This is a genomic window from Pseudomonas sp. UV AK001 (assembly GCF_046097675.1).
GTDB lineage: Bacteria > Pseudomonadota > Gammaproteobacteria > Pseudomonadales > Pseudomonadaceae > Aquipseudomonas > Aquipseudomonas kribbensis.
Map to the genome: position 1 here is coordinate 15,837 of NZ_JBJUVZ010000009.1, position 17,615 is coordinate 33,451.

General features: G+C 60.6%; 17 protein-coding genes. 11 read left to right on the forward strand and 6 right to left on the reverse strand.

The genetic code is table 11. From position 1 onward, the window contains the following. The first annotated feature begins 7 nt into the window (after positions 1–7). Positions 8–445, forward strand: coding sequence for a YkgJ family cysteine cluster protein (locus ACKLNA_RS22340; protein ID WP_085712785.1), 438 nt, complete (start codon positions 8–10; stop codon positions 443–445). A gap of 116 nt (positions 446–561) precedes the next feature. On the opposite strand, the gene typA is transcribed toward ACKLNA_RS22340, so the two are convergent. Together typA and thiI are read right to left on the reverse strand one after the other, a co-directional pair. Next, positions 562–2,382, reverse strand: coding sequence for a translational GTPase TypA (gene typA / locus ACKLNA_RS22345; RefSeq protein WP_085712784.1), 1,821 nt, complete (start codon positions 2,380–2,382; stop codon positions 562–564). A gap of 139 nt (positions 2,383–2,521) precedes the next feature. Further along, entirely contained in the window at positions 2,522–3,976 is a 1,455-nt protein-coding gene (gene thiI, locus ACKLNA_RS22350) for a tRNA uracil 4-sulfurtransferase ThiI (RefSeq protein ID WP_408987132.1), read from the reverse strand. Between the two features lie 328 nt (positions 3,977–4,304). Here thiI and glnA point away from each other — a divergent pair, with 328 nt between their 5' ends. The 5 genes from glnA (at position 4,305) to ntrC (ending at position 9,735) form a co-directional block, all read left to right on the forward strand. Beyond that, complete coding sequence (glnA, locus tag ACKLNA_RS22355) at positions 4,305–5,711, forward strand: glutamate--ammonia ligase (RefSeq protein WP_085712782.1); 1,407 nt, start codon at positions 4,305–4,307, stop codon at positions 5,709–5,711. Positions 5,712–5,855: 144 nt separating this feature from the next. Further along, complete coding sequence (locus ACKLNA_RS22360; protein WP_265812609.1) at positions 5,856–6,365, forward strand: DUF4124 domain-containing protein; 510 nt, start codon at positions 5,856–5,858, stop codon at positions 6,363–6,365. Then, the gene (locus ACKLNA_RS22365) at positions 6,362–6,985 is read left to right on the forward strand and encodes a DUF4124 domain-containing protein (RefSeq protein ID WP_408987133.1); all 624 of its coding nucleotides are present in this window, start codon (positions 6,362–6,364) and stop codon (positions 6,983–6,985) included. The genes ACKLNA_RS22360 and ACKLNA_RS22365 overlap by 4 nt, the downstream gene beginning before the upstream one ends. Before the next feature lie 231 nt (positions 6,986–7,216). Further along, entirely contained in the window at positions 7,217–8,302 is a 1,086-nt protein-coding gene (glnL, locus tag ACKLNA_RS22370; RefSeq protein WP_408987134.1) for a nitrogen regulation protein NR(II), read from the forward strand. After that, positions 8,299–9,735: a nitrogen regulation protein NR(I) gene (gene ntrC, locus ACKLNA_RS22375; protein WP_085712778.1), complete on the forward strand. Its 1,437-nt coding sequence runs from the start codon at positions 8,299–8,301 to the stop codon at positions 9,733–9,735. The genes glnL and ntrC overlap by 4 nt, the downstream gene beginning before the upstream one ends. A gap of 423 nt (positions 9,736–10,158) precedes the next feature. Here ntrC and ACKLNA_RS22380 read toward each other — a convergent pair whose 3' ends face one another. Then, positions 10,159–10,599 (reverse strand): hypothetical protein, encoded by a 441-nt coding sequence (locus ACKLNA_RS22380; RefSeq protein ID WP_134825183.1) that lies wholly within the window; start codon positions 10,597–10,599, stop codon positions 10,159–10,161. Here ACKLNA_RS22380 and ACKLNA_RS22385 point away from each other — a divergent pair. Further along, complete coding sequence (locus ACKLNA_RS22385; RefSeq protein ID WP_114881098.1) at positions 10,598–11,053, forward strand: tRNA (cytidine(34)-2'-O)-methyltransferase; 456 nt, start codon at positions 10,598–10,600, stop codon at positions 11,051–11,053. The genes ACKLNA_RS22380 and ACKLNA_RS22385 overlap by 2 nt on opposite strands. A gap of 61 nt (positions 11,054–11,114) precedes the next feature. On the opposite strand, the gene secB is transcribed toward ACKLNA_RS22385, so the two are convergent. Genes secB through ACKLNA_RS22400 form a run of 3 tightly spaced genes read right to left on the reverse strand, consistent with a single transcriptional unit; the run spans position 11,115 to position 12,323 of the window. Then, complete coding sequence (gene secB, locus ACKLNA_RS22390) at positions 11,115–11,600, reverse strand: protein-export chaperone SecB (RefSeq protein WP_408987135.1); 486 nt, start codon at positions 11,598–11,600, stop codon at positions 11,115–11,117. Positions 11,601–11,653: 53 nt separating this feature from the next. Beyond that, positions 11,654–11,908, reverse strand: a complete 255-nt coding sequence (gene grxC / locus ACKLNA_RS22395; protein WP_085712775.1) for a glutaredoxin 3 — start codon at positions 11,906–11,908, stop codon at positions 11,654–11,656. Between the two features lies 1 nt (position 11,909). Then, positions 11,910–12,323: a rhodanese-like domain-containing protein gene (locus ACKLNA_RS22400; protein ID WP_085712774.1), complete on the reverse strand. Its 414-nt coding sequence runs from the start codon at positions 12,321–12,323 to the stop codon at positions 11,910–11,912. Positions 12,324–12,476: 153 nt separating this feature from the next. Between ACKLNA_RS22400 and gpmI the strand changes: the two genes are divergently transcribed. The 4 genes from gpmI (at position 12,477) to ACKLNA_RS22420 (ending at position 17,574) form a co-directional block, all read left to right on the forward strand. Further along, positions 12,477–14,003: a 2,3-bisphosphoglycerate-independent phosphoglycerate mutase gene (gene gpmI, locus ACKLNA_RS22405; RefSeq protein ID WP_408987136.1), complete on the forward strand. Its 1,527-nt coding sequence runs from the start codon at positions 12,477–12,479 to the stop codon at positions 14,001–14,003. 136 nt (positions 14,004–14,139) lie between these two features. Further along, positions 14,140–15,444: a murein hydrolase activator EnvC gene (locus tag ACKLNA_RS22410; RefSeq protein WP_085712772.1), complete on the forward strand. Its 1,305-nt coding sequence runs from the start codon at positions 14,140–14,142 to the stop codon at positions 15,442–15,444. A gap of 31 nt (positions 15,445–15,475) precedes the next feature. Beyond that, the gene (locus ACKLNA_RS22415) at positions 15,476–16,795 is read left to right on the forward strand and encodes a S41 family peptidase (RefSeq protein WP_085712771.1); all 1,320 of its coding nucleotides are present in this window, start codon (positions 15,476–15,478) and stop codon (positions 16,793–16,795) included. A 2-nt stretch (positions 16,796–16,797) separates the two neighbouring features. Beyond that, positions 16,798–17,574, forward strand: a complete 777-nt coding sequence (locus tag ACKLNA_RS22420) for a divergent polysaccharide deacetylase family protein (RefSeq protein ID WP_408987137.1) — start codon at positions 16,798–16,800, stop codon at positions 17,572–17,574. The last annotated feature ends 41 nt before the right edge of the window (positions 17,575–17,615 follow it).

Sequence of the window (17,615 nt, forward strand, 5' to 3'; positions counted from 1 at the left end):
AACCCCGATGATGAAGCCCAACCTGATCGCCGCAGCCGAGATCGACCGTCTCGATACCTGGGCCAAATATTCGGCCCCGATGTGCGGCTCGTGCGTTTCCAGCTGCTGCACGCTGCCGGTCGAGGTCAAGATCAAGGATCTGGTGCGCATCGGCGTGGTCGACGAGTTCGAACTGGGTGACCCGCCGAAGAACATCGCCAAGCGCCTGCAAAAGGAAGGTCTGGTGGAGCGCTTCAACCAGAAGTCGGGGATCTTCACCCTGCAGCGCATGAGCAACAACGATTGCTACTATCTGGATCGCAAGAGCCGGCTGTGCACCATTTATGACAAGCGCCCGGACACCTGCCGCAACCACCCGAAAATCGGCCCGCGCCCGGGATATTGCGCGTACAAGCCGAAGGAAGTGGAGCGGGTGCAGAGTTCGCGGTCGATCGAGAAGTTCTGATCGGCTCTTGATCGTCCCCACGCTTTGCGTGGGAACGAGATATCAAAAAAGCCCGGACAAACAAAAACGCCCCCGGTCTCTCGACCGGGGGCGTTTTTTTCAAGCCTGGCTAAATCTTATGCCTTGGCTTTCTTGGCAGCGCGGGTACGCTCGCTTTCGTCCAGGATCTTCTTGCGAAGACGGATGGACTTAGGAGTAACTTCGCACAGCTCGTCTTCCTGGATGTATTCCAGAGCCTGTTCCAGGGTGAAGCGAACAGGTGGGACCAGAGCGATGGTTTCGTCTTTACCCGAAGCACGCATGTTGTCGAGCTTCTTGCCTTTGGTTGGGTTCACACCCAGGTCGTTGTCGCGGGAGTTCTGACCAACGATCTGACCGTTGTAGATCTCCTGGCCGTGTTCTACGAACAGCTTGCCACGAGCCTGCAGGGTTTCCAGGGAGTAGGTCAGTGCCTTGCCGGTTTCAACCGAAACCAGAACGCCGTTCTGACGGCCGGACATGTGGCCCGACTTCACTGGAGCGTAACGGTCGAAGATCGAGGTCAGGATGCCTGCACCGTTGGTCAGGGTCAGGAACTGGTTACGGAAACCGATCAGACCGCGAGCAGGGATGTTGTATTCCAGACGAACACGGCCCTTGCCATCCGGCACCATGTTGCTCAGGTCGCCTTTACGCAGACCCATTTCTTCCATGACCTTGCCCTGGGATTCTTCAGGGATGTCGATGGTCACGTTTTCAAACGGTTCCTGCTTCACGCCGTCAACTTCACGGATGATCACTTCAGGACGGCCCAGGGCCAGCTCGAAGCCTTCGCGACGCATGGTTTCGATCAGTACCGACAGGTGCAGCTCACCACGGCCGGAAACCTTGAACTTGTCAGCCGAGTCGCCTTCTTCAACGCGCAGTGCAACGTTGTACAGCAGCTCTTTGTCCAGACGATCCTTGATGTTACGGGAGGTCACGAACTTGCCTTCTTTACCGCAGAATGGCGAGTCGTTTACCTGGAAGGTCATGGAAACGGTTGGCTCGTCAACGGTCAGAGGCTTCATCGCCTCGACGGTGTTGATGTCGCACAGGGTGTCGGAGATGAACAGCTCGTCGAAACCGCTGATGCAGACGATGTCGCCGGCCGCTGCTTCTTCAACGTCAACGCGGTGCAGACCGTGGTGACCCATCAGCTTCAGGATACGACCGTTGCGGCGCTTGCCGTTGGCGTCGATAGCCACAACCGGAGTGTTCGGCTTGACGCGACCACGAGCGATACGGCCAACACCGATAACACCCAGGAAGCTGTTGTAGTCCAGAGCGGAGATCTGCATCTGGAACGGACCGTCACGGTCAACAGCCGGAGCTGGAACGTGGTCGACAACCGCCTGGTACAGCGCGGTCATGTCTTCGCCCATGGCGGTGTGGTCCAGACCGGCGATGCCGTTCAGGGCCGAAGCGTAAACAACCTGGAAGTCCAGTTGTTCTTCGGTGGCGCCCAGGTTGTCGAACAGATCGAAGATCTGGTCCAGAACCCAGTCAGGACGCGCGCCCGGACGGTCAACCTTGTTGATGACCACGATCGGACGCAAGCCGGCTTCGAAAGCCTTCTTGGTCACGAAACGGGTTTGCGGCATAGGGCCGTCTTGAGCGTCGACCAGCAGCAGCACGGAGTCAACCATGGACATAACGCGTTCAACTTCGCCGCCGAAGTCGGCGTGGCCCGGGGTGTCCACGATGTTGATGTGGTAGCCGTTCCAGTTGATGGCGGTGTTTTTCGCCAGAATGGTAATGCCGCGCTCTTTTTCCTGGTCGTTGGAGTCCATCACGCGCTCGTCGTTGAGCTCGTTGCGCTCCAGGGTGCCGGATTGACGCAGGAGTTTGTCTACCAGGGTGGTCTTACCATGGTCAACGTGGGCAATGATGGCGATGTTGCGTAGATTTTCGATCACTTGTGTATCTCGATCAGAGGATTCGGTTTGCTGACAAGTCTTGGCAGCGATTAGCAGTAGTGTCCGGCATGGCCGTTACAGCTTGACGGCGGTGTCGGGGGGCCGGTGACGCAGGCCACAGGCAAACAGCCCCGGGCACTTAGCTCGGTCGATAAACGCGCACATTGGCATGCCCCTCACTGAGCAAATGGTGAGCATGCAGGCGACTCATCACGCCTTTGTCGCAATACAGCAGGTACTGGCGAGTAGGGTCCAGTTCCTTGAAACGTGCGTTCACTGCATAGAACGGCATCGTCTGTACTTCTATGCCCTCGAGTTCCAGCGGCTCATCCTCGGCGGCATCCGGGTGACGGATGTCGATGACGATCTGGCCGGCCAGTGCCTCGCTGACTTCTTCGATTTGCAAATCCTGGCCCAATTCGTCGATCACCCGATCGATTGGCACCAGTCTGGCGTTTGCGAGCGCACGCTCGAGCACCGCCATGTCGAATTCCTGCTCTTCGTGCTCGACCCGGCCACGCTTGGCGGCGGTCTTCGGATTGACCGAAATGACCCCGCAGTACTCCGGCATGTGCCGGGCGAAATCGGCAGTGCCGATCTCGTTGGCCGTGTCGATGATGTCCTGCTTGTGGGCGACGATCAGCGGACGCAGGACCAGTTTGTCGGTCACGCAGTCGATCACCGACAGGTTCGGCAGCGTCTGGCTCGATACCTGGGAGATCGCCTCGCCGGTGACCAGCGCATCAATGTGCAGGCGCTCGGCGATGGCCGAGGAGGCGCGCAACATCATACGCTTCAATACGACGCCCATATGACTGTTATCGACCTTGCCGAGAATTTCGCCCAGGACTTCTTCAAATGGAACACTGATAAATAGCACGCGTTGCGAGCTGCCGTACTTCTTCCAGATGAAATGCGCGACTTCCATCACGCCCAATTCGTGGGCACGACCGCCCAGATTGAAGAAGCAAAAGTGCGCCATCAGGCCGCGACGCATGATCTGGTAGGCCGCAACCGTCGAGTCAAAGCCGCCGGACATCAATACCAGCGTCTGCTCCAGCGCACCGAGCGGGTAGCCGCCGATGCCATTGTGCTGGCTGTGGATGACAAACAACCGTTTGTCGCGAACTTCGATGCGGACTTCGATTTCCGGCGCTTTCAGGTCGATACCGGCAGCACCGCACTCACGGCGCAGCTTGCTGCCGACGTATTTTTCGACGTCCATCGAGCTGAATGCATGCTTGCCTGCACGTTTGCAGCGCACCGAGAAAATCTTCCCGGCCAGTGCATCGCCGTAGTGCTGCTTGCACTTCTCGGTGATGTCGTCGAAGTCGCCCAGCGGGTACTCGTCGATCTGCAGAAAGTGCGCGATGCCCGGCATGCAGGTCAGGCGCTCGCCCATCTCTTTCAGGGCCTTGGGGTCGGTCACGCGGGTTTCCAGCTCGAGATTGTCCCACACGCCGTTCACCACCACGGCCGGGTCCAGGTCGCGGAGCACGGTGCGGATGTTCTTGGCCAGCTGGCGGATGAATTTCGTCCGGACAGGTCGGCTTTTGATGGTGATCTCGGGGAAGACTTTTACGATTAGTTTCATGAAAACAGCGCGCGCTGGGCCAGCCGAAAAAGGGGGGCGCGGATTATAGCGGAAATTGCTCAAGGTTTAACCAGTTAATGTGCAGAAGGTTTTGCATGCACCAAAACGGGTCATTTTCGACTTATGGCGCTACATTAAAGGGCGAGATTTTCAGCCTTTATGCGTTTCGCACCTTAATAAGCGTGAATTTGGGGCAAAAAACCCATGCTGGGGCACTGGCATGCAATTTGCTCCCTTGTGAGGCAGGTTGCCTTGGCAGAGTATTCGCGCCGGCATCACCAACATTTAAGGGCATCCACTACCAGCCCTAAGCCACCCGGAGGACACTATGTCGAAGTCGGTTCAACTCATCAAAGATCATGACGTCAAGTGGATTGATCTGCGCTTCACGGACACCAAAGGCACTCAGCACCACGTGACCATGCCGGCTCGCGATGCGCTGGAAGACGACTTCTTCGAAGTTGGCAAGATGTTCGACGGTTCCTCCATCGCTGGCTGGAAAGGCATCGAAGCCTCCGACATGATCCTGCTGCCGGACGACGAAACTGCCGTTCTGGACCCGTTCACCGAAGAGCCGACCCTGATCCTGGTCTGCGACATCATCGAACCTTCGACCATGCAGGGTTACGATCGCGACCCGCGCGCCATCGCCCACCGCGCCGAGGAATACCTGAAGACCACCGGTATCGGTGACACCGTATTCGCAGGTCCGGAGCCTGAGTTCTTCATCTTCGACGAAGTGAAGTTCAAGTCCGACATCTCCGGCTCGATGTTCAAGATCTACTCCGAGCAAGGCTCGTGGATGTCCGACCAGGACGTGGAAGGCGGCAACAAGGGCCACCGTCCAGGCGTGAAAGGCGGCTACTTCCCGGTTCCGCCGTTCGACCACGACCACGAAATCCGTACCGCCATGTGCAACGCACTGGAAGAAATGGGTCAGACCGTTGAAGTTCACCACCACGAAGTGGCGACTGCCGGTCAAAACGAAATTGGTGTCAAGTTCAACACCCTGGTGAAGAAAGCTGACGAAGTTCAGACTCTGAAATACGTTGTCCACAACGTGGCCGATGCCTATGGCCGCACCGCGACCTTCATGCCGAAGCCTCTGTACGGCGATAACGGTTCGGGTATGCACGTTCACATGTCCATCGCCAAAGATGGCAAGAACACCTTCGCTGGCGAAGGCTATGCCGGCCTGTCCGAAACCGCCCTGTACTTCATCGGCGGCATCATCAAGCACGGTAAGGCCCTGAACGGCTTCACCAACCCGGCCACCAACTCCTACAAGCGTCTGGTGCCAGGTTTCGAAGCTCCGGTGATGCTGGCCTACTCGGCTCGCAACCGTTCCGCCTCGATCCGTATTCCTTACGTCAACAGCCCACGCGGCCGTCGTATCGAAGCACGTTTCCCGGATCCGGCTGCCAACCCGTACCTGGCTTTCGCAGCGCTGCTGATGGCCGGTCTGGACGGTATCCAGAACAAGATCCACCCAGGCGATGCTGCTGACAAAAACCTGTACGACCTGCCGCCTGAAGAGGCGAAAGAGATCCCGCAAGTTTGCGGCAGCCTGAAAGAAGCCCTGGAAGAGCTGGACAAGGGCCGCGCGTTCCTGACCAAGGGCGGCGTGTTCTCCGACGACTTCATCGATGCCTACATCGCGCTGAAATCCGAAGAAGAAATCAAGGTTCGCACCTTCGTACACCCACTGGAATATGAGCTGTACTACAGCTGCTGATCCGGTAGCGCTGCGCTACGCGGCGTGACAAAAGAGAGGCCTCCTTCGGGAGGCCTTTTTTATTGGCCGGATGTTTACCGTCCGAGCCATCTCCGCCCGACTGGCCTATGCTGCAACCCATCGTTTTCGTTTCCGGTCGATTTCATGGGTCGCACCTTTCTCTACATCCTGCTGCTGATCGCCCTGCCCGCCGCCGCGCAGATCTACAAGTACACCGACGCCAACGGCAACACGGTGTACAGCGATCATTCGCCGGACGGCGTGAAGGCGCAGCCGGTGGAGTTGCCGCCGCTCAACAGCGTCCAGCCTCAGGCACCGAGTGCGCCGTCGTCGGACACGGCCAGTCGGGCGCCGGCACGAAATGCCTACGAAGTGCTGGAACTGACCGGCCTGCCCACCGAAGAGGCTCTGCGCGCCAACAACGGTACGTTCACCGTCAGCGTGCTGATCAAGCCGCGCCTGCAACCGCCGCATCAATTGCGTCTGTTGCTGGACGACGCGCCTTACGGCCAGCCGAGCAATGTGCCGATCCTGCAACTGGTGAACGTCGACCGGGGCGAGCATCGGCTGGCGGTTCAGGTGATCGATGGCGAGGCGATCATTCAGCAGAGTCCGGCTGTGGTCTTTACCGTGCAGCGGGTGCACAAGCCATGACTCGCGGATTGATTGCCGTGTGCCTGGCTCTGTTTGCGCTTGGCGCATCCGCCGAGGTGTTCACTTATGTCGATTCGCAGGGCAATCGGGTCTACACCGACCAACCACGCGGCAACGCCAAGCGCGTACCGTTGGCCACCAGCAATCGAATGGCCTCGAACCCGACCGGGGCGGTGCCCATCACCACGGCGAAAAAATCACCGGAGCAACCGCTGTTCCGCTACGACATGCTGCGAGTGCTGGTCCCGGAACCGGACGCGACCATTCGCAGCAGCGCCGGCGAATTGATCGTCAGCATTACCAGCGAACCCGGCCTGCAAAAAGGTCATCGCTATCGCCTGCTGCTGGACGGCCAGCCCACCGGCGAACCCGGCCTGAGCCCGGTGTTCCCGCTGAGCAATATCGATCGCGGCAGCCACAACCTGTCGGTGGAGATTCTCGATGCGCAGGACCGCATCGTCGAGCGCACCGCCAATCAGCCATTCCATATGCAGCGCATTTCCCTGGCACAAAAGCGCCAGGTCAAACCCTGCGCCACCGACGACTACGGCGTTCGCCCGGAATGCCCGCTGAAAGACAAACCCGTCGAACCGAAAAATCCCTTCCTGCGTTTCTTCTAACGCCGTTCAGCTTTGCGCACTATATTGGTGCAACAGTCTGCACCGTACCCACATTGCAACCCATTTTGGTTCGAAAGTACCCGCCAGGGCCGGCTGATCGCCACGCAAACGAGCGTCAAACGCCCGTTTCAGGGGATGAACGCTTCTTTTCGGAGCCTTGGTTTGGTTTTTGCATTTTCCTCGCACCGGCGCTTCGTTTCTCTCGCACGCCTTGCTCCAAAAGAGGTCCTGATGACCATAAGCGACGCACTCCACCGATTGCTGCTCGACAACCTGACCACCGCCACCATCCTGCTCGACGCCGAATTGCGCCTCGAGTACATGAACCCGGCGGCGGAGATGCTGCTGGCCATCAGCGGTCAGCGCAGCCATGGCCAGTTCATCAGCGAGCTGTTCACCGAATCCACCGAAGCGCTCAATTCGTTGCGCCAGGCGGTGGAACAGGCGCACCCGTTCACCAAGCGCGAAGCGATGCTCACCGCCCTCACCGGCCAGACCCTGACCGTCGACTACGCGGTGACACCGATCCTCAGCAGCGGCGCGACCCTGTTGTTGCTGGAGGTTCACCCTCGCGATCGCCTGCTGCGGATCACCAAGGAAGAGGCGCAACTGTCGAAGCAGGAAACCAGCAAGATACTTGTGCGCGGCCTCGCCCACGAGATCAAAAATCCGCTGGGCGGCATTCGTGGCGCCGCGCAATTGCTGGCCCGGGAACTGCCGGAAGACAGCCTGCGTGACTACACCAACGTGATCATCGAAGAGGCCGACCGCCTGCGTAATCTGGTCGACCGCATGCTCGGCTCGAACAAACTGCCGTCGCTGGCGCTGTGCAATGTCCACGAAGTGCTGGAGCGCGTCTGCCAACTGGTCGAGGCCGAAAGCCAGGGCTGCATCACGCTGGTGCGCGATTACGACCCGAGCATTCCGGACGTACTGATCGACCGCGAGCAAATGATTCAGGCGGTTCTGAACATCGTGCGCAACGCGATGCAGGCGATCAGCAGCCAGAACGAGCTGCGCCTGGGCCGCATCAGCCTGCGCACCCGCGCCATGCGCCAGTTCACCATCGGCCATATCCGCCATCGTCTGGTGACCAAGATCGAGATCATCGACAACGGCCCGGGGATCCCGGCGGAACTCCAGGAAACCATTTTCTTTCCCATGGTCAGCGGACGTCCGGACGGTACCGGACTCGGCCTGGCCATCACCCAGAACATCATCAGCCAGCACCAGGGCCTGATCGAGTGTGACAGCCATCCAGGCCACACCACCTTCTCGATCTTTCTGCCACTGGAACAAGGAGCCACATCGACATGAGCCGTAGTGAAACCGTGTGGATCGTCGATGACGACCGTTCTATCCGCTGGGTCCTGGAAAAAGCCCTGCAACAGGAAGGCATGACCACCCAGAGCTTCGACAGTGCCGATGGCGTGATGAGCCGCCTGGCCCGCCAGCAGCCGGACGTGATCATCTCCGACATCCGCATGCCGGGTGCCAGCGGTCTGGATCTTCTGGCGCGGATTCGCGAGCAGCACCCACGACTGCCGGTCATCATCATGACCGCTCACTCCGATCTGGACAGCGCTGTCGCCTCCTATCAGGGCGGCGCCTTCGAATACCTGCCCAAGCCGTTCGACGTCGACGAAGCGGTGTCGCTGGTCAAGCGCGCCAACCAGCACGCCCAGGAGCAGCAAGGCCTCGAAGTGGTGCCGGCCCTGACCCGCACCCCGGAAATCATCGGCGAAGCGCCGGCGATGCAGGAAGTGTTTCGCGCCATCGGGCGCCTGAGCCACTCCAACATCACGGTGTTGATCAACGGCGAATCCGGCACCGGTAAAGAACTTGTGGCCCATGCCCTGCACCGTCACAGCCCGCGCGCGGCATCGCCGTTCATTGCGCTGAACATGGCGGCGATCCCGAAAGACCTGATGGAGTCCGAGCTGTTCGGCCACGAAAAAGGCGCGTTCACCGGCGCAGCCAACTTGCGTCGCGGACGTTTCGAACAGGCCGATGGCGGCACGCTGTTCCTCGATGAAATCGGCGACATGCCGGCAGATACCCAGACCCGACTGTTGCGGGTGCTGGCCGACGGCGAGTTCTATCGCGTCGGCGGGCATGTGCCGGTCAAGGTTGATGTACGGATCATCGCGGCGACTCACCAGAATCTGGAAACCCTGGTTCACGCCGGGAAATTCCGTGAGGACTTGTTCCACCGCCTCAACGTGATCCGCATCCACATCCCGCGCCTGTCGGACCGTCGCGAAGACATCCCGACCCTGGCCAAGCACTTCCTCAGCCGCGCCGCGCAGGAGCTGGCGGTGGAGCCGAAGCTGCTGAAAAGCGAGACCGAGGAATACCTGAAGAACCTGCCATGGCCGGGCAACGTGCGGCAGCTGGAAAACACCTGCCGCTGGATCACGGTGATGGCGTCCGGGCGTGAAGTGCACATCGGCGACCTGCCGCCGGAACTGCTGAGCCTGCCGCAGGACTCGGCGCCTGTGACCAACTGGGAACAGGCACTGCGCCAGTGGGCCGACCAGGCCTTGGCCCGTGGCCAGTCGAGCCTGCTCGACAGCGCGGTGCCGGCGTTCGAGCGGATCATGATCGAGACGGCGTTGAAGCACACTGCCGGGCGTCGCCGTGACGCTGCCGTGCTGCTGGGCTGGGGCCGCAATACCTTGACCCGCAAGATCAAGGAACTCGGCATGAAGGTCGATGGCGGGGATGACGATGAGGGCGATGAAGGCTGAGATTCAGCGCCAGCCTGCACCGCCGCAAGGCACCGTGACCCGTAATCGGGCACGGCCGCGGGCTCGACCTAGTGCCGCAACACGCTGAAAAAACCAGCCGATGAAAAGACGAAGGCCCCGTATTACGGGGCCTTCGTCATGGTGTCGGGCTTTTTTGTTTCAAAACGATAAAAACTGGCACGCCCCCTGCAATAACCCTTTCAGGTGATTCGATTCACCCACCCTTTCGGGGGCCTTGGTACAGGCAGGCCGGGGATTCCCCTCTTTACACCGGGCTCACACCTCAAACGTGATGAACCCACCCTTTTGGGGCCCTTGATACAGGCAGGTCAGGGGTTCCTTCTTTACACCGGCTCAGCACGCCATGCGATGAGCCCGCCCGTTTCGGGAACCTTGGTACAGGCAGGCCGGGGATTCCCTCTTTTATTGCTCCCGGAGACGGATCTCCAGCCGCCAGCGGTCATCGACCGCCTGGCCGGCCCACTCCCCTTGCAGCGGCCGAGCCGCCAGCACCGTCAGCAGCAAACCACCGTCACTCAATCGCGTCCGCCAGTTCACGTCCTTGCCGTTGAGCTTCAACTGGCCCTTTTGTGCCTTGCCCTCGGCCTGAAACAACAGGGCGAGCGTGCCATCGACGATTTCGCCATGCAGCTTCGGCTCATTGTTGAACCAGACCGCCAGACCGCCATCGATCACCTCGACCTGCTGCAGGACGCTCGGGTCAGGCGTGGTCAAACGGCCGATCATCATCCCGACCATCAGGCCGAAAATCGCCAGCGATCCCATGACTCGCGGGAATAGTTTCGAACGCGGGTCGGCTGGCGGCGTAGAATGCGCGTCATCTTTACCTTCGGAGCCGTGCATGTTTCACGTCATCCTTTTTCAACCGGAAATTCCACCGAACACCGGTAACGTTATCAGGCTGTGCGCCAACAGCGGCTGCCACCTGCATTTGATCGAACCGCTGGGCTTCGAGATGGACGACAAGCGCCTGCGTCGCGCCGGTCTCGACTACCACGAGTACGCCACGCTGCAGCGCCACGCCGACCTCGCCAGTTGCCTGGAAAGTCTCGGCCACCCACGGCTGTTCGCCTTCACCACCAAGGGTTCGCGACCGTTTCACGATGCCGCGTTCGTCCCGGGCGACGCCTTCATCTTCGGCCCGGAAAGCCGTGGCCTGCCGCCGGAAGTGCTGGATGCCCTGCCCGCCGAACAGCGTCTGCGCCTGCCGATGCGCGAAGGGTGCCGCAGCCTGAACCTGTCCAACACCGTGGCAGTGGCCGTGTACGAAGCGTGGCGGCAGAACGGCTTCAAGTAACGATCATCGCCCATGAAAAAAGCGCCTGTAACGGCGCTTTTTTCGTTGTTGCATCGACCGCTTACTGAACGGTCGGAGTCTCGCCGGCTTCCTGCATGCGCTGCAGCTCTTGCGCGTACAGGGCGTCGAAGTTCACCGGGGCCAGCATCAGGGCCGGGAACGAACCGCGGGTCACCAGGCTGTCCAGGGTTTCGCGAGCGTACGGGAACAGGATGTTCGGGCAGAACGCACCCAGAGTGTGGCTCATCGAAGCCGCGTCCAGGTTCTTGATCAGGAAGATACCGGCCTGTTGCACTTCAGCGATGAAGGCGACTTCTTCACCGTTTTTCACGGTGACGGACAGGGTCAGCACGACTTCGAAGAAATCGCCTTCCAGCGCTTTCTGACGGGTGTTCAGATCCAGACCGACGGTCGGGTCCCACTGCTGGCGAAAGATCGCCGGGCTTTTCGGAGCTTCGAAGGACAGGTCGCGTACATAGATGCGCTGCAAGGAGAATTGCGGTGCGGTTTCTTCTTCGCTGGCTGCAGTGTTCTGTTGGTCAGTCATCTCAGATCCTTTCTGATCTTGGGTCTTTTGGGTTCTTGGTGAGGTGCAGCAGTTCAGGCCTTGAGCAGCGCGTCGAGCTTGCCGGCGCGCTCCAGGGCGTACAAATCGTCACATCCGCCGACGTGGGTGTCGCCGATCCAGATCTGCGGCACGGACGTGCGTCCGGCTTTCTGGGCCATGGCGGCGCGCACTTGCGGCTTGCCATCGACCTTGATCTCTTCGAAGGCCACACCTTTGTTCGCGAGCAGGTACTTGGCGCGCGAGCAGTAAGGGCAGTAATCGCTGGAGTAGACGATGACTTCGCTCATATCACTTCACCAGCGGCAGGTTGTCGCCTTTCCAGCTGGAGATCCCGCCGGACAGCTTGGCGGCGGTGAAGCCGGATTTCATCAGCTCGCGGGCGTGGGTGCCGGCAGTCTGGCCCAGGGCGTCGACCAGAATGATGGTCTTGGCCTTGTGTTTTTCCAGCTCGCCGATGCGGGCGGCCAGTTTGTCCTGGGGAATGTTCACCGCGCCAACGATGTGACCGGCGGCGTATTCCTTGCTCGGACGGATGTCCACCACCACGCCGGCTTCCTTGTTGACCAGTGCGGTCAGCTCGCCCGTGCTAAGGCTTTTACCGCCGCCCTGCACCGTATGCGCCAGCAGCAAAGCCAGCAGTACGACGAAGATACCGACAAGAATGTAGTGGTTAGTGGCAAATTCAATCAGGTGAGCAACCATCGAAGGAGGTTCCAGGGCGTTAAAATGTCGGCCAGTATACACAGCCACTATGGTCGGCCAAACCCCGTCCGGCGGTGACGCCGCAGGAACTTCGCTTTAAACTCCAACTCCCTTTTCCATCGCCCTCTTCTTTATTAGCCACGAGTGGATTCCATGACTACCACGCCTAAACCTTTGGTCCTGATGATTCTCGACGGCTTCGGTCACAGCGACAGCCCCGAATCCAACGCCGTCTTCGCGGCCAAAAAGCCTGTGCTGGATCGCCTGTGGGCCACCGTGCCGAACGGCCTGATCTCGGGCAGCGGCATGGACGTCGGTCTGCCGGACGGCCAGATGGGCAACTCTGAAGTCGGTCACATGAACCTGGGCGCCGGTCGCGTGGTGTATCAGGACTTCACCCGCGTGACCAAGGCGATCCGCGACGGCGAGTTCTTCGAGAACCCGACCATCTGCGCCGCTGTGGATAAAGCCGTGGCTGCCGGCAAGGCCGTGCATTTCATGGGCCTGCTGTCGGACGGCGGCGTGCACAGCCACCAGGATCACCTGATCGCCATGGCCGAACTGGCCTTCAAGCGCGGCGCCGAAAAAATCTACCTGCACGCCTTCCTCGACGGCCGCGACACGCCGCCGAAAAGCGCCGCTTCGTCGATCGAACTGCTCGACGCGACCTTCCAGGCCCTCGGCAAGGGCCGCATCGCCAGCCTCATCGGCCGCTACTACGCCATGGACCGCGACAACCGTTGGGACCGCGTATCCCAGGCCTACAACCTGATCGTTGATGGCAAGGGCGAATTCAACGCCGCCACCGCCCAGGAAGGTCTGGAAGCCGCTTACGCCCGTGGCGAGAGCGACGAGTTCGTCAAGGCCACCAGCATTGGTGAGCCGGTGACGGTCGAAGACGGCGACGCCGTGGTGTTCATGAACTTCCGCGCCGACCGTGCCCGCGAGCTGAGCCGTGTGTTTGTCGAAGACGGTTTCAGGGAATTCGAGCGTGCACGCCAGCCAAAAGTGCAGTACGTCGGCCTGACCCAGTACGCCGCCAGCATCCCGGCCCCCGCAGCCTTCGCGCCGGGCAGCCTGGAAAACGTGCTCGGCGACTACCTGGCGAAAAACGGCAAGACTCAGTTGCGTATCGCCGAAACCGAGAAATATGCCCACGTGACCTTCTTCTTCTCCGGCGGCCGCGAAGAGCCGTTCCCGGGCGAAGAGCGCATTCTGATCCCGTCGCCGAAAGTCGCCACCTACGACCTGCAACCGGAAATGAGCGCGCCGGAAGTCACCGACCGCATCGTCGAGGCCATCGAGAATCAACGCTACGACGTGATCGTGGTCAACTACGCCAACGGCGACATGGTCGGCCACAGCGGCGTGTTCGAGGCAGCGGTGAAAGCCGTGGAATGCCTGGACACCTGCGTCGGCCGCATCGTCGAAGCCCTGGAAAAGGTTGGCGGCGAAGCCCTGATCACCGCCGACCACGGCAACGTCGAGCAAATGGCCGACGAAGCCACCGGCCAGGCGCACACCGCGCACACCACCGAGCCGGTGCCGTTCATCTATGTCGGTAAACGCGACCTCAAGGTCCGTGAAGGCGGCGTACTGGCAGACGTGGCGCCGACCATGCTCAAACTGCTGGGCCTGGAAAAACCGGCGGAAATGACTGGCACTTCGATTCTGGTCTGATATCAAAAACGCCCTGTAATCAGCCTGAAACGGCTTTTTATGACGAACGCCTCAAAGCAGTTGGCTTTGAGGCGTTTTTTTTGCCGCGTGGGGCGGGCATACTAGGCCGTCCCTTACCCTGGTGCCGCCCGCCCCTATGCTTCGCGTCCTGATCGCCCTCGCTCTGACATGCCTGCTCCAACCGGCCTTCGCTGACGAGCGTGCGCAAACCCAACAGCAGTTGGACGCCACGCGTCAGGACATCGCCGAGCTGAAAAAGCTGCTGGGCAAGCTCCAGGAAGAAAAATCCGGGGTGCAAAAGGAGCTCAAGGGCACCGAAACCGAGATGGGCAAGCTCGAAAAGCAGGTCGATGCCCTGCAAAAAGAGCTGAAGAAGAGCGAATCCGAGCTGCAGCGGCTCGATGCGGAGAAAAAAAAACTCCAGAGCGCGCGCACTGAACAGCAGCGACTGATCGCCATCCAGGCCCGCGCGGCCTACCAGAACGGCCGGCAGGAATACCTCAAACTGCTGCTCAACCAGCAGAATCCCGAGAAATTTGCCCGCACCCTCACCTATTACGACTACCTGAGCCAGGCCCGCCTGGAGCAACTGAAGAACTTCAACGAAACCCTGCGCCAGCTGGCCAATGTCGAAAAAGACATCTCCTCGCAGCAAGCCCAGTTGCTGGTGCAGAAAAGCGACCTCGACACCCAGCGTGACGCCCTCGACAAGGTTCGCAAGGAGCGCCAGCAAGTGTTGGCCAAGCTCAATGACGACGTGAAAGCCCGCGACCAGAAACTGGCCGCCCGCGAGCAGGATCAGGCAGACCTGTCTAAAGTCCTTAAAACCATTGAAGAAACCCTGGCCCGCCAGGCCCGTGAGGCAGAAGAAGCGCGGCAGAAAGCGCTGATCGCCCAGCAGGAAGCCGAAAAAAAGCGTTTACGTGAGGCCCAGGCCCGCGCCGATGCGGACTCGGACACCAGCGACGCCCCACGCCCAAAAGCCAGACCAACCCCTGGCGCGCTGGTTTCCAGCAGCGGCGAGACGTTCGGCGGCCCTTTTGCTGCCACTCGGGGAAAACTTCCATGGCCGGTTGATGGTCGACTGCTGGCACGCTTCGGTGAAACCCGTGGTGACGATGCCCGCACCAAGTGGGACGGCGTGATGATCAGCGCCGCCGCCGGCAGCCAGGTGCATGCCGTGCACGGCGGGCGCGTGGTGTTTGCCGACTGGTTGCGCGGTGCCGGGCTGCTGGTGATCCTCGACCACGGCAACGGTTTTCTGAGCCTTTACGGTCATAACCAGACGCTGCTGAAATCGGCTGGTGACGTGGTAAAAGCCGGTGAGTCCATCTCCACTGTCGGTAACAGTGGCGGGCAGGACACACCAGCGCTGTATTTCGCAATTCGTCAGCAGGGTCACCCGAGTGATCCGGCGCAATGGTGTCACGCGCAAGGATAAGCGCGTCGCCTAATTCAGGAGTTCGTTCGACATGCTGCATTTGTCCCGCCTTACCTCGCTGGCCCTGACGATCGCCCTGGTGATCGGCGCGCCTCTGGCGTTCGCCGCTCAACCGGCCCCGGCTGTCGCTCCGGCAGGCACTGCCGCGACTTCCAAGGCCCCGTTGCCGCTGGAAGAGCTGCGCACCTTTGCCGAGGTCATGGACCGGATCAAGGCCGCCTATGTCGAACCGGTGGACGACAAGACCCTGCTGGAAAACGCCATCAAGGGCATGCTGAGCAACCTCGACCCGCACTCGGCCTACCTCGGCCCGGAAGATTTCACCGAGCTGCAGGAAAGCACCAGCGGTGAGTTCGGCGGCCTGGGCATCGAAGTCGGCTCGGAAGACGGTTTCATCAAGGTCGTGTCGCCTATCGACGATACGCCAGCATCCAAGGCCGGCATCCAGGCCGGTGACTTCATCGTCAAGATCAACGGCGCGCCGACCCGTGGCCAGACCATGACCGAAGCCGTGGACAAGATGCGCGGCAAGATCGGCCAGAAAATCACCCTGACCCTGGTCCGCGACGGTGGTACGCCGTTCGATGTGACCCTGGCACGTGCAGTGATCCAGGTGAAAAGCGTCAAGGCGCAACTGCTGGAATCGGGTTACGGCCTGATCCGCATCACCCAGTTCCAGGTCAAGACCGGCGAAGAAGTCTCCAAGGCCCTGGCCAAGCTGCGCAAGGACAACGGCAAGAAGCTCAACGGCATCATCCTCGACCTGCGCAACAACCCGGGCGGCGTGCTGCAGGCTGCGGTGGAAGTGGTCGACCACTTCATCACCAAGGGCCTGATCGTCTACACCAAAGGCCGGATCGCCAACTCCGAGCTGCGATTCTCCGCTACCGGCAAGGACGAAAGCGAAGCCGTGCCGATGGTCGTGCTGATCAACGGTGGCAGTGCCTCGGCTTCGGAAATCGTCGCCGGCGCCCTGCAAGACCAGAAACGCGCCGTGGTCATGGGCACCACCAGTTTCGGCAAGGGCTCGGTGCAGACCGTGCTGCCGCTGAACAACGACCGCGCGCTGAAGATCACCACCGCGCTGTACTTCACGCCGAACGGCCGCTCGATCCAGGCCCAGGGCATCGTCCCGGACATCGAAGTGCGCAAGGCCAAGATCACCAACGAGGCGGACGGCGACTACTTCAAGGAAGCCGACCTGCAGGGCCACCTGGGCAACGGCAACGGCGGCGCGGACAAACCGACCGGCTCCGGCGGCAAGCCGAAAGCCATGCCGCAGGATGACGATTACCAGCTGGCCCAGGCCCTGAGCCTGCTCAAAGGCCTGAGCATTACGTCCGGCCGTTGAGGATGTCTTTGCGTTTCGTCCTTGTCCTGTTGTGCTGTCTGGCGGGTGCTGTTCACGCAGAGCCTGCCAGACCGACACCGCAAAAAGCCTACCTGACACTGATCATCGACGACCTGGGGCAGAACCTGCCCCGGGATCGCCGCGTGCTGGCCCTGCCCGGGCCGGTCACCACGGCGATCATGCCCGACACCCCGCACGCCACCGAATTCGCCCGCGAAGCCCATCGCGCCGGCAAGATCGTGATCCTGCACATGCCGATGGACCCGGCCACCGGCCCGTTCGCCTGGCATCCCGAACTGCCCATCGAGGAGCTTGAGAAGCGTCTCGACGCCGCGTTCAAAATGGTCCCGTACACCGCCGGCATCAACAACCACATGGGCAGTCGCATGACCGCACAACCGGTGGCCATGGCTTGGTTGATGGGCGAACTGCAACGCCGTCACAAGTTCTTCGTCGACAGCCGCACCAGCGCCCAGACCGTTGCCGCGCAACAGGCGCAGAAGATCGATCTGGCGAGTGTTTCGCGAGATGTGTTTCTCGATGACGAGCGCACCGAAGCGGCGATTTACACCCAACTGCAGACCGCGATCAATCTGGCTCGTAAACAAGGTTCGGCGGTGATGATCGGCCATCCTTATCCACAGACGCTGGCTGTTTTGGAGCGGGAGCTGCCGAAGCTGAAAGCTCAAGGCATCGAGTGGATCGACATCAAGCAGATGATCAGTGTGCGCAGCAATCGCGCCACCGCCGCTCATGGCAAAGACGGTGTCTATCGGTAATGCCGGCCCATACATAATTACCGCCAGCCCCCGCGCCCACT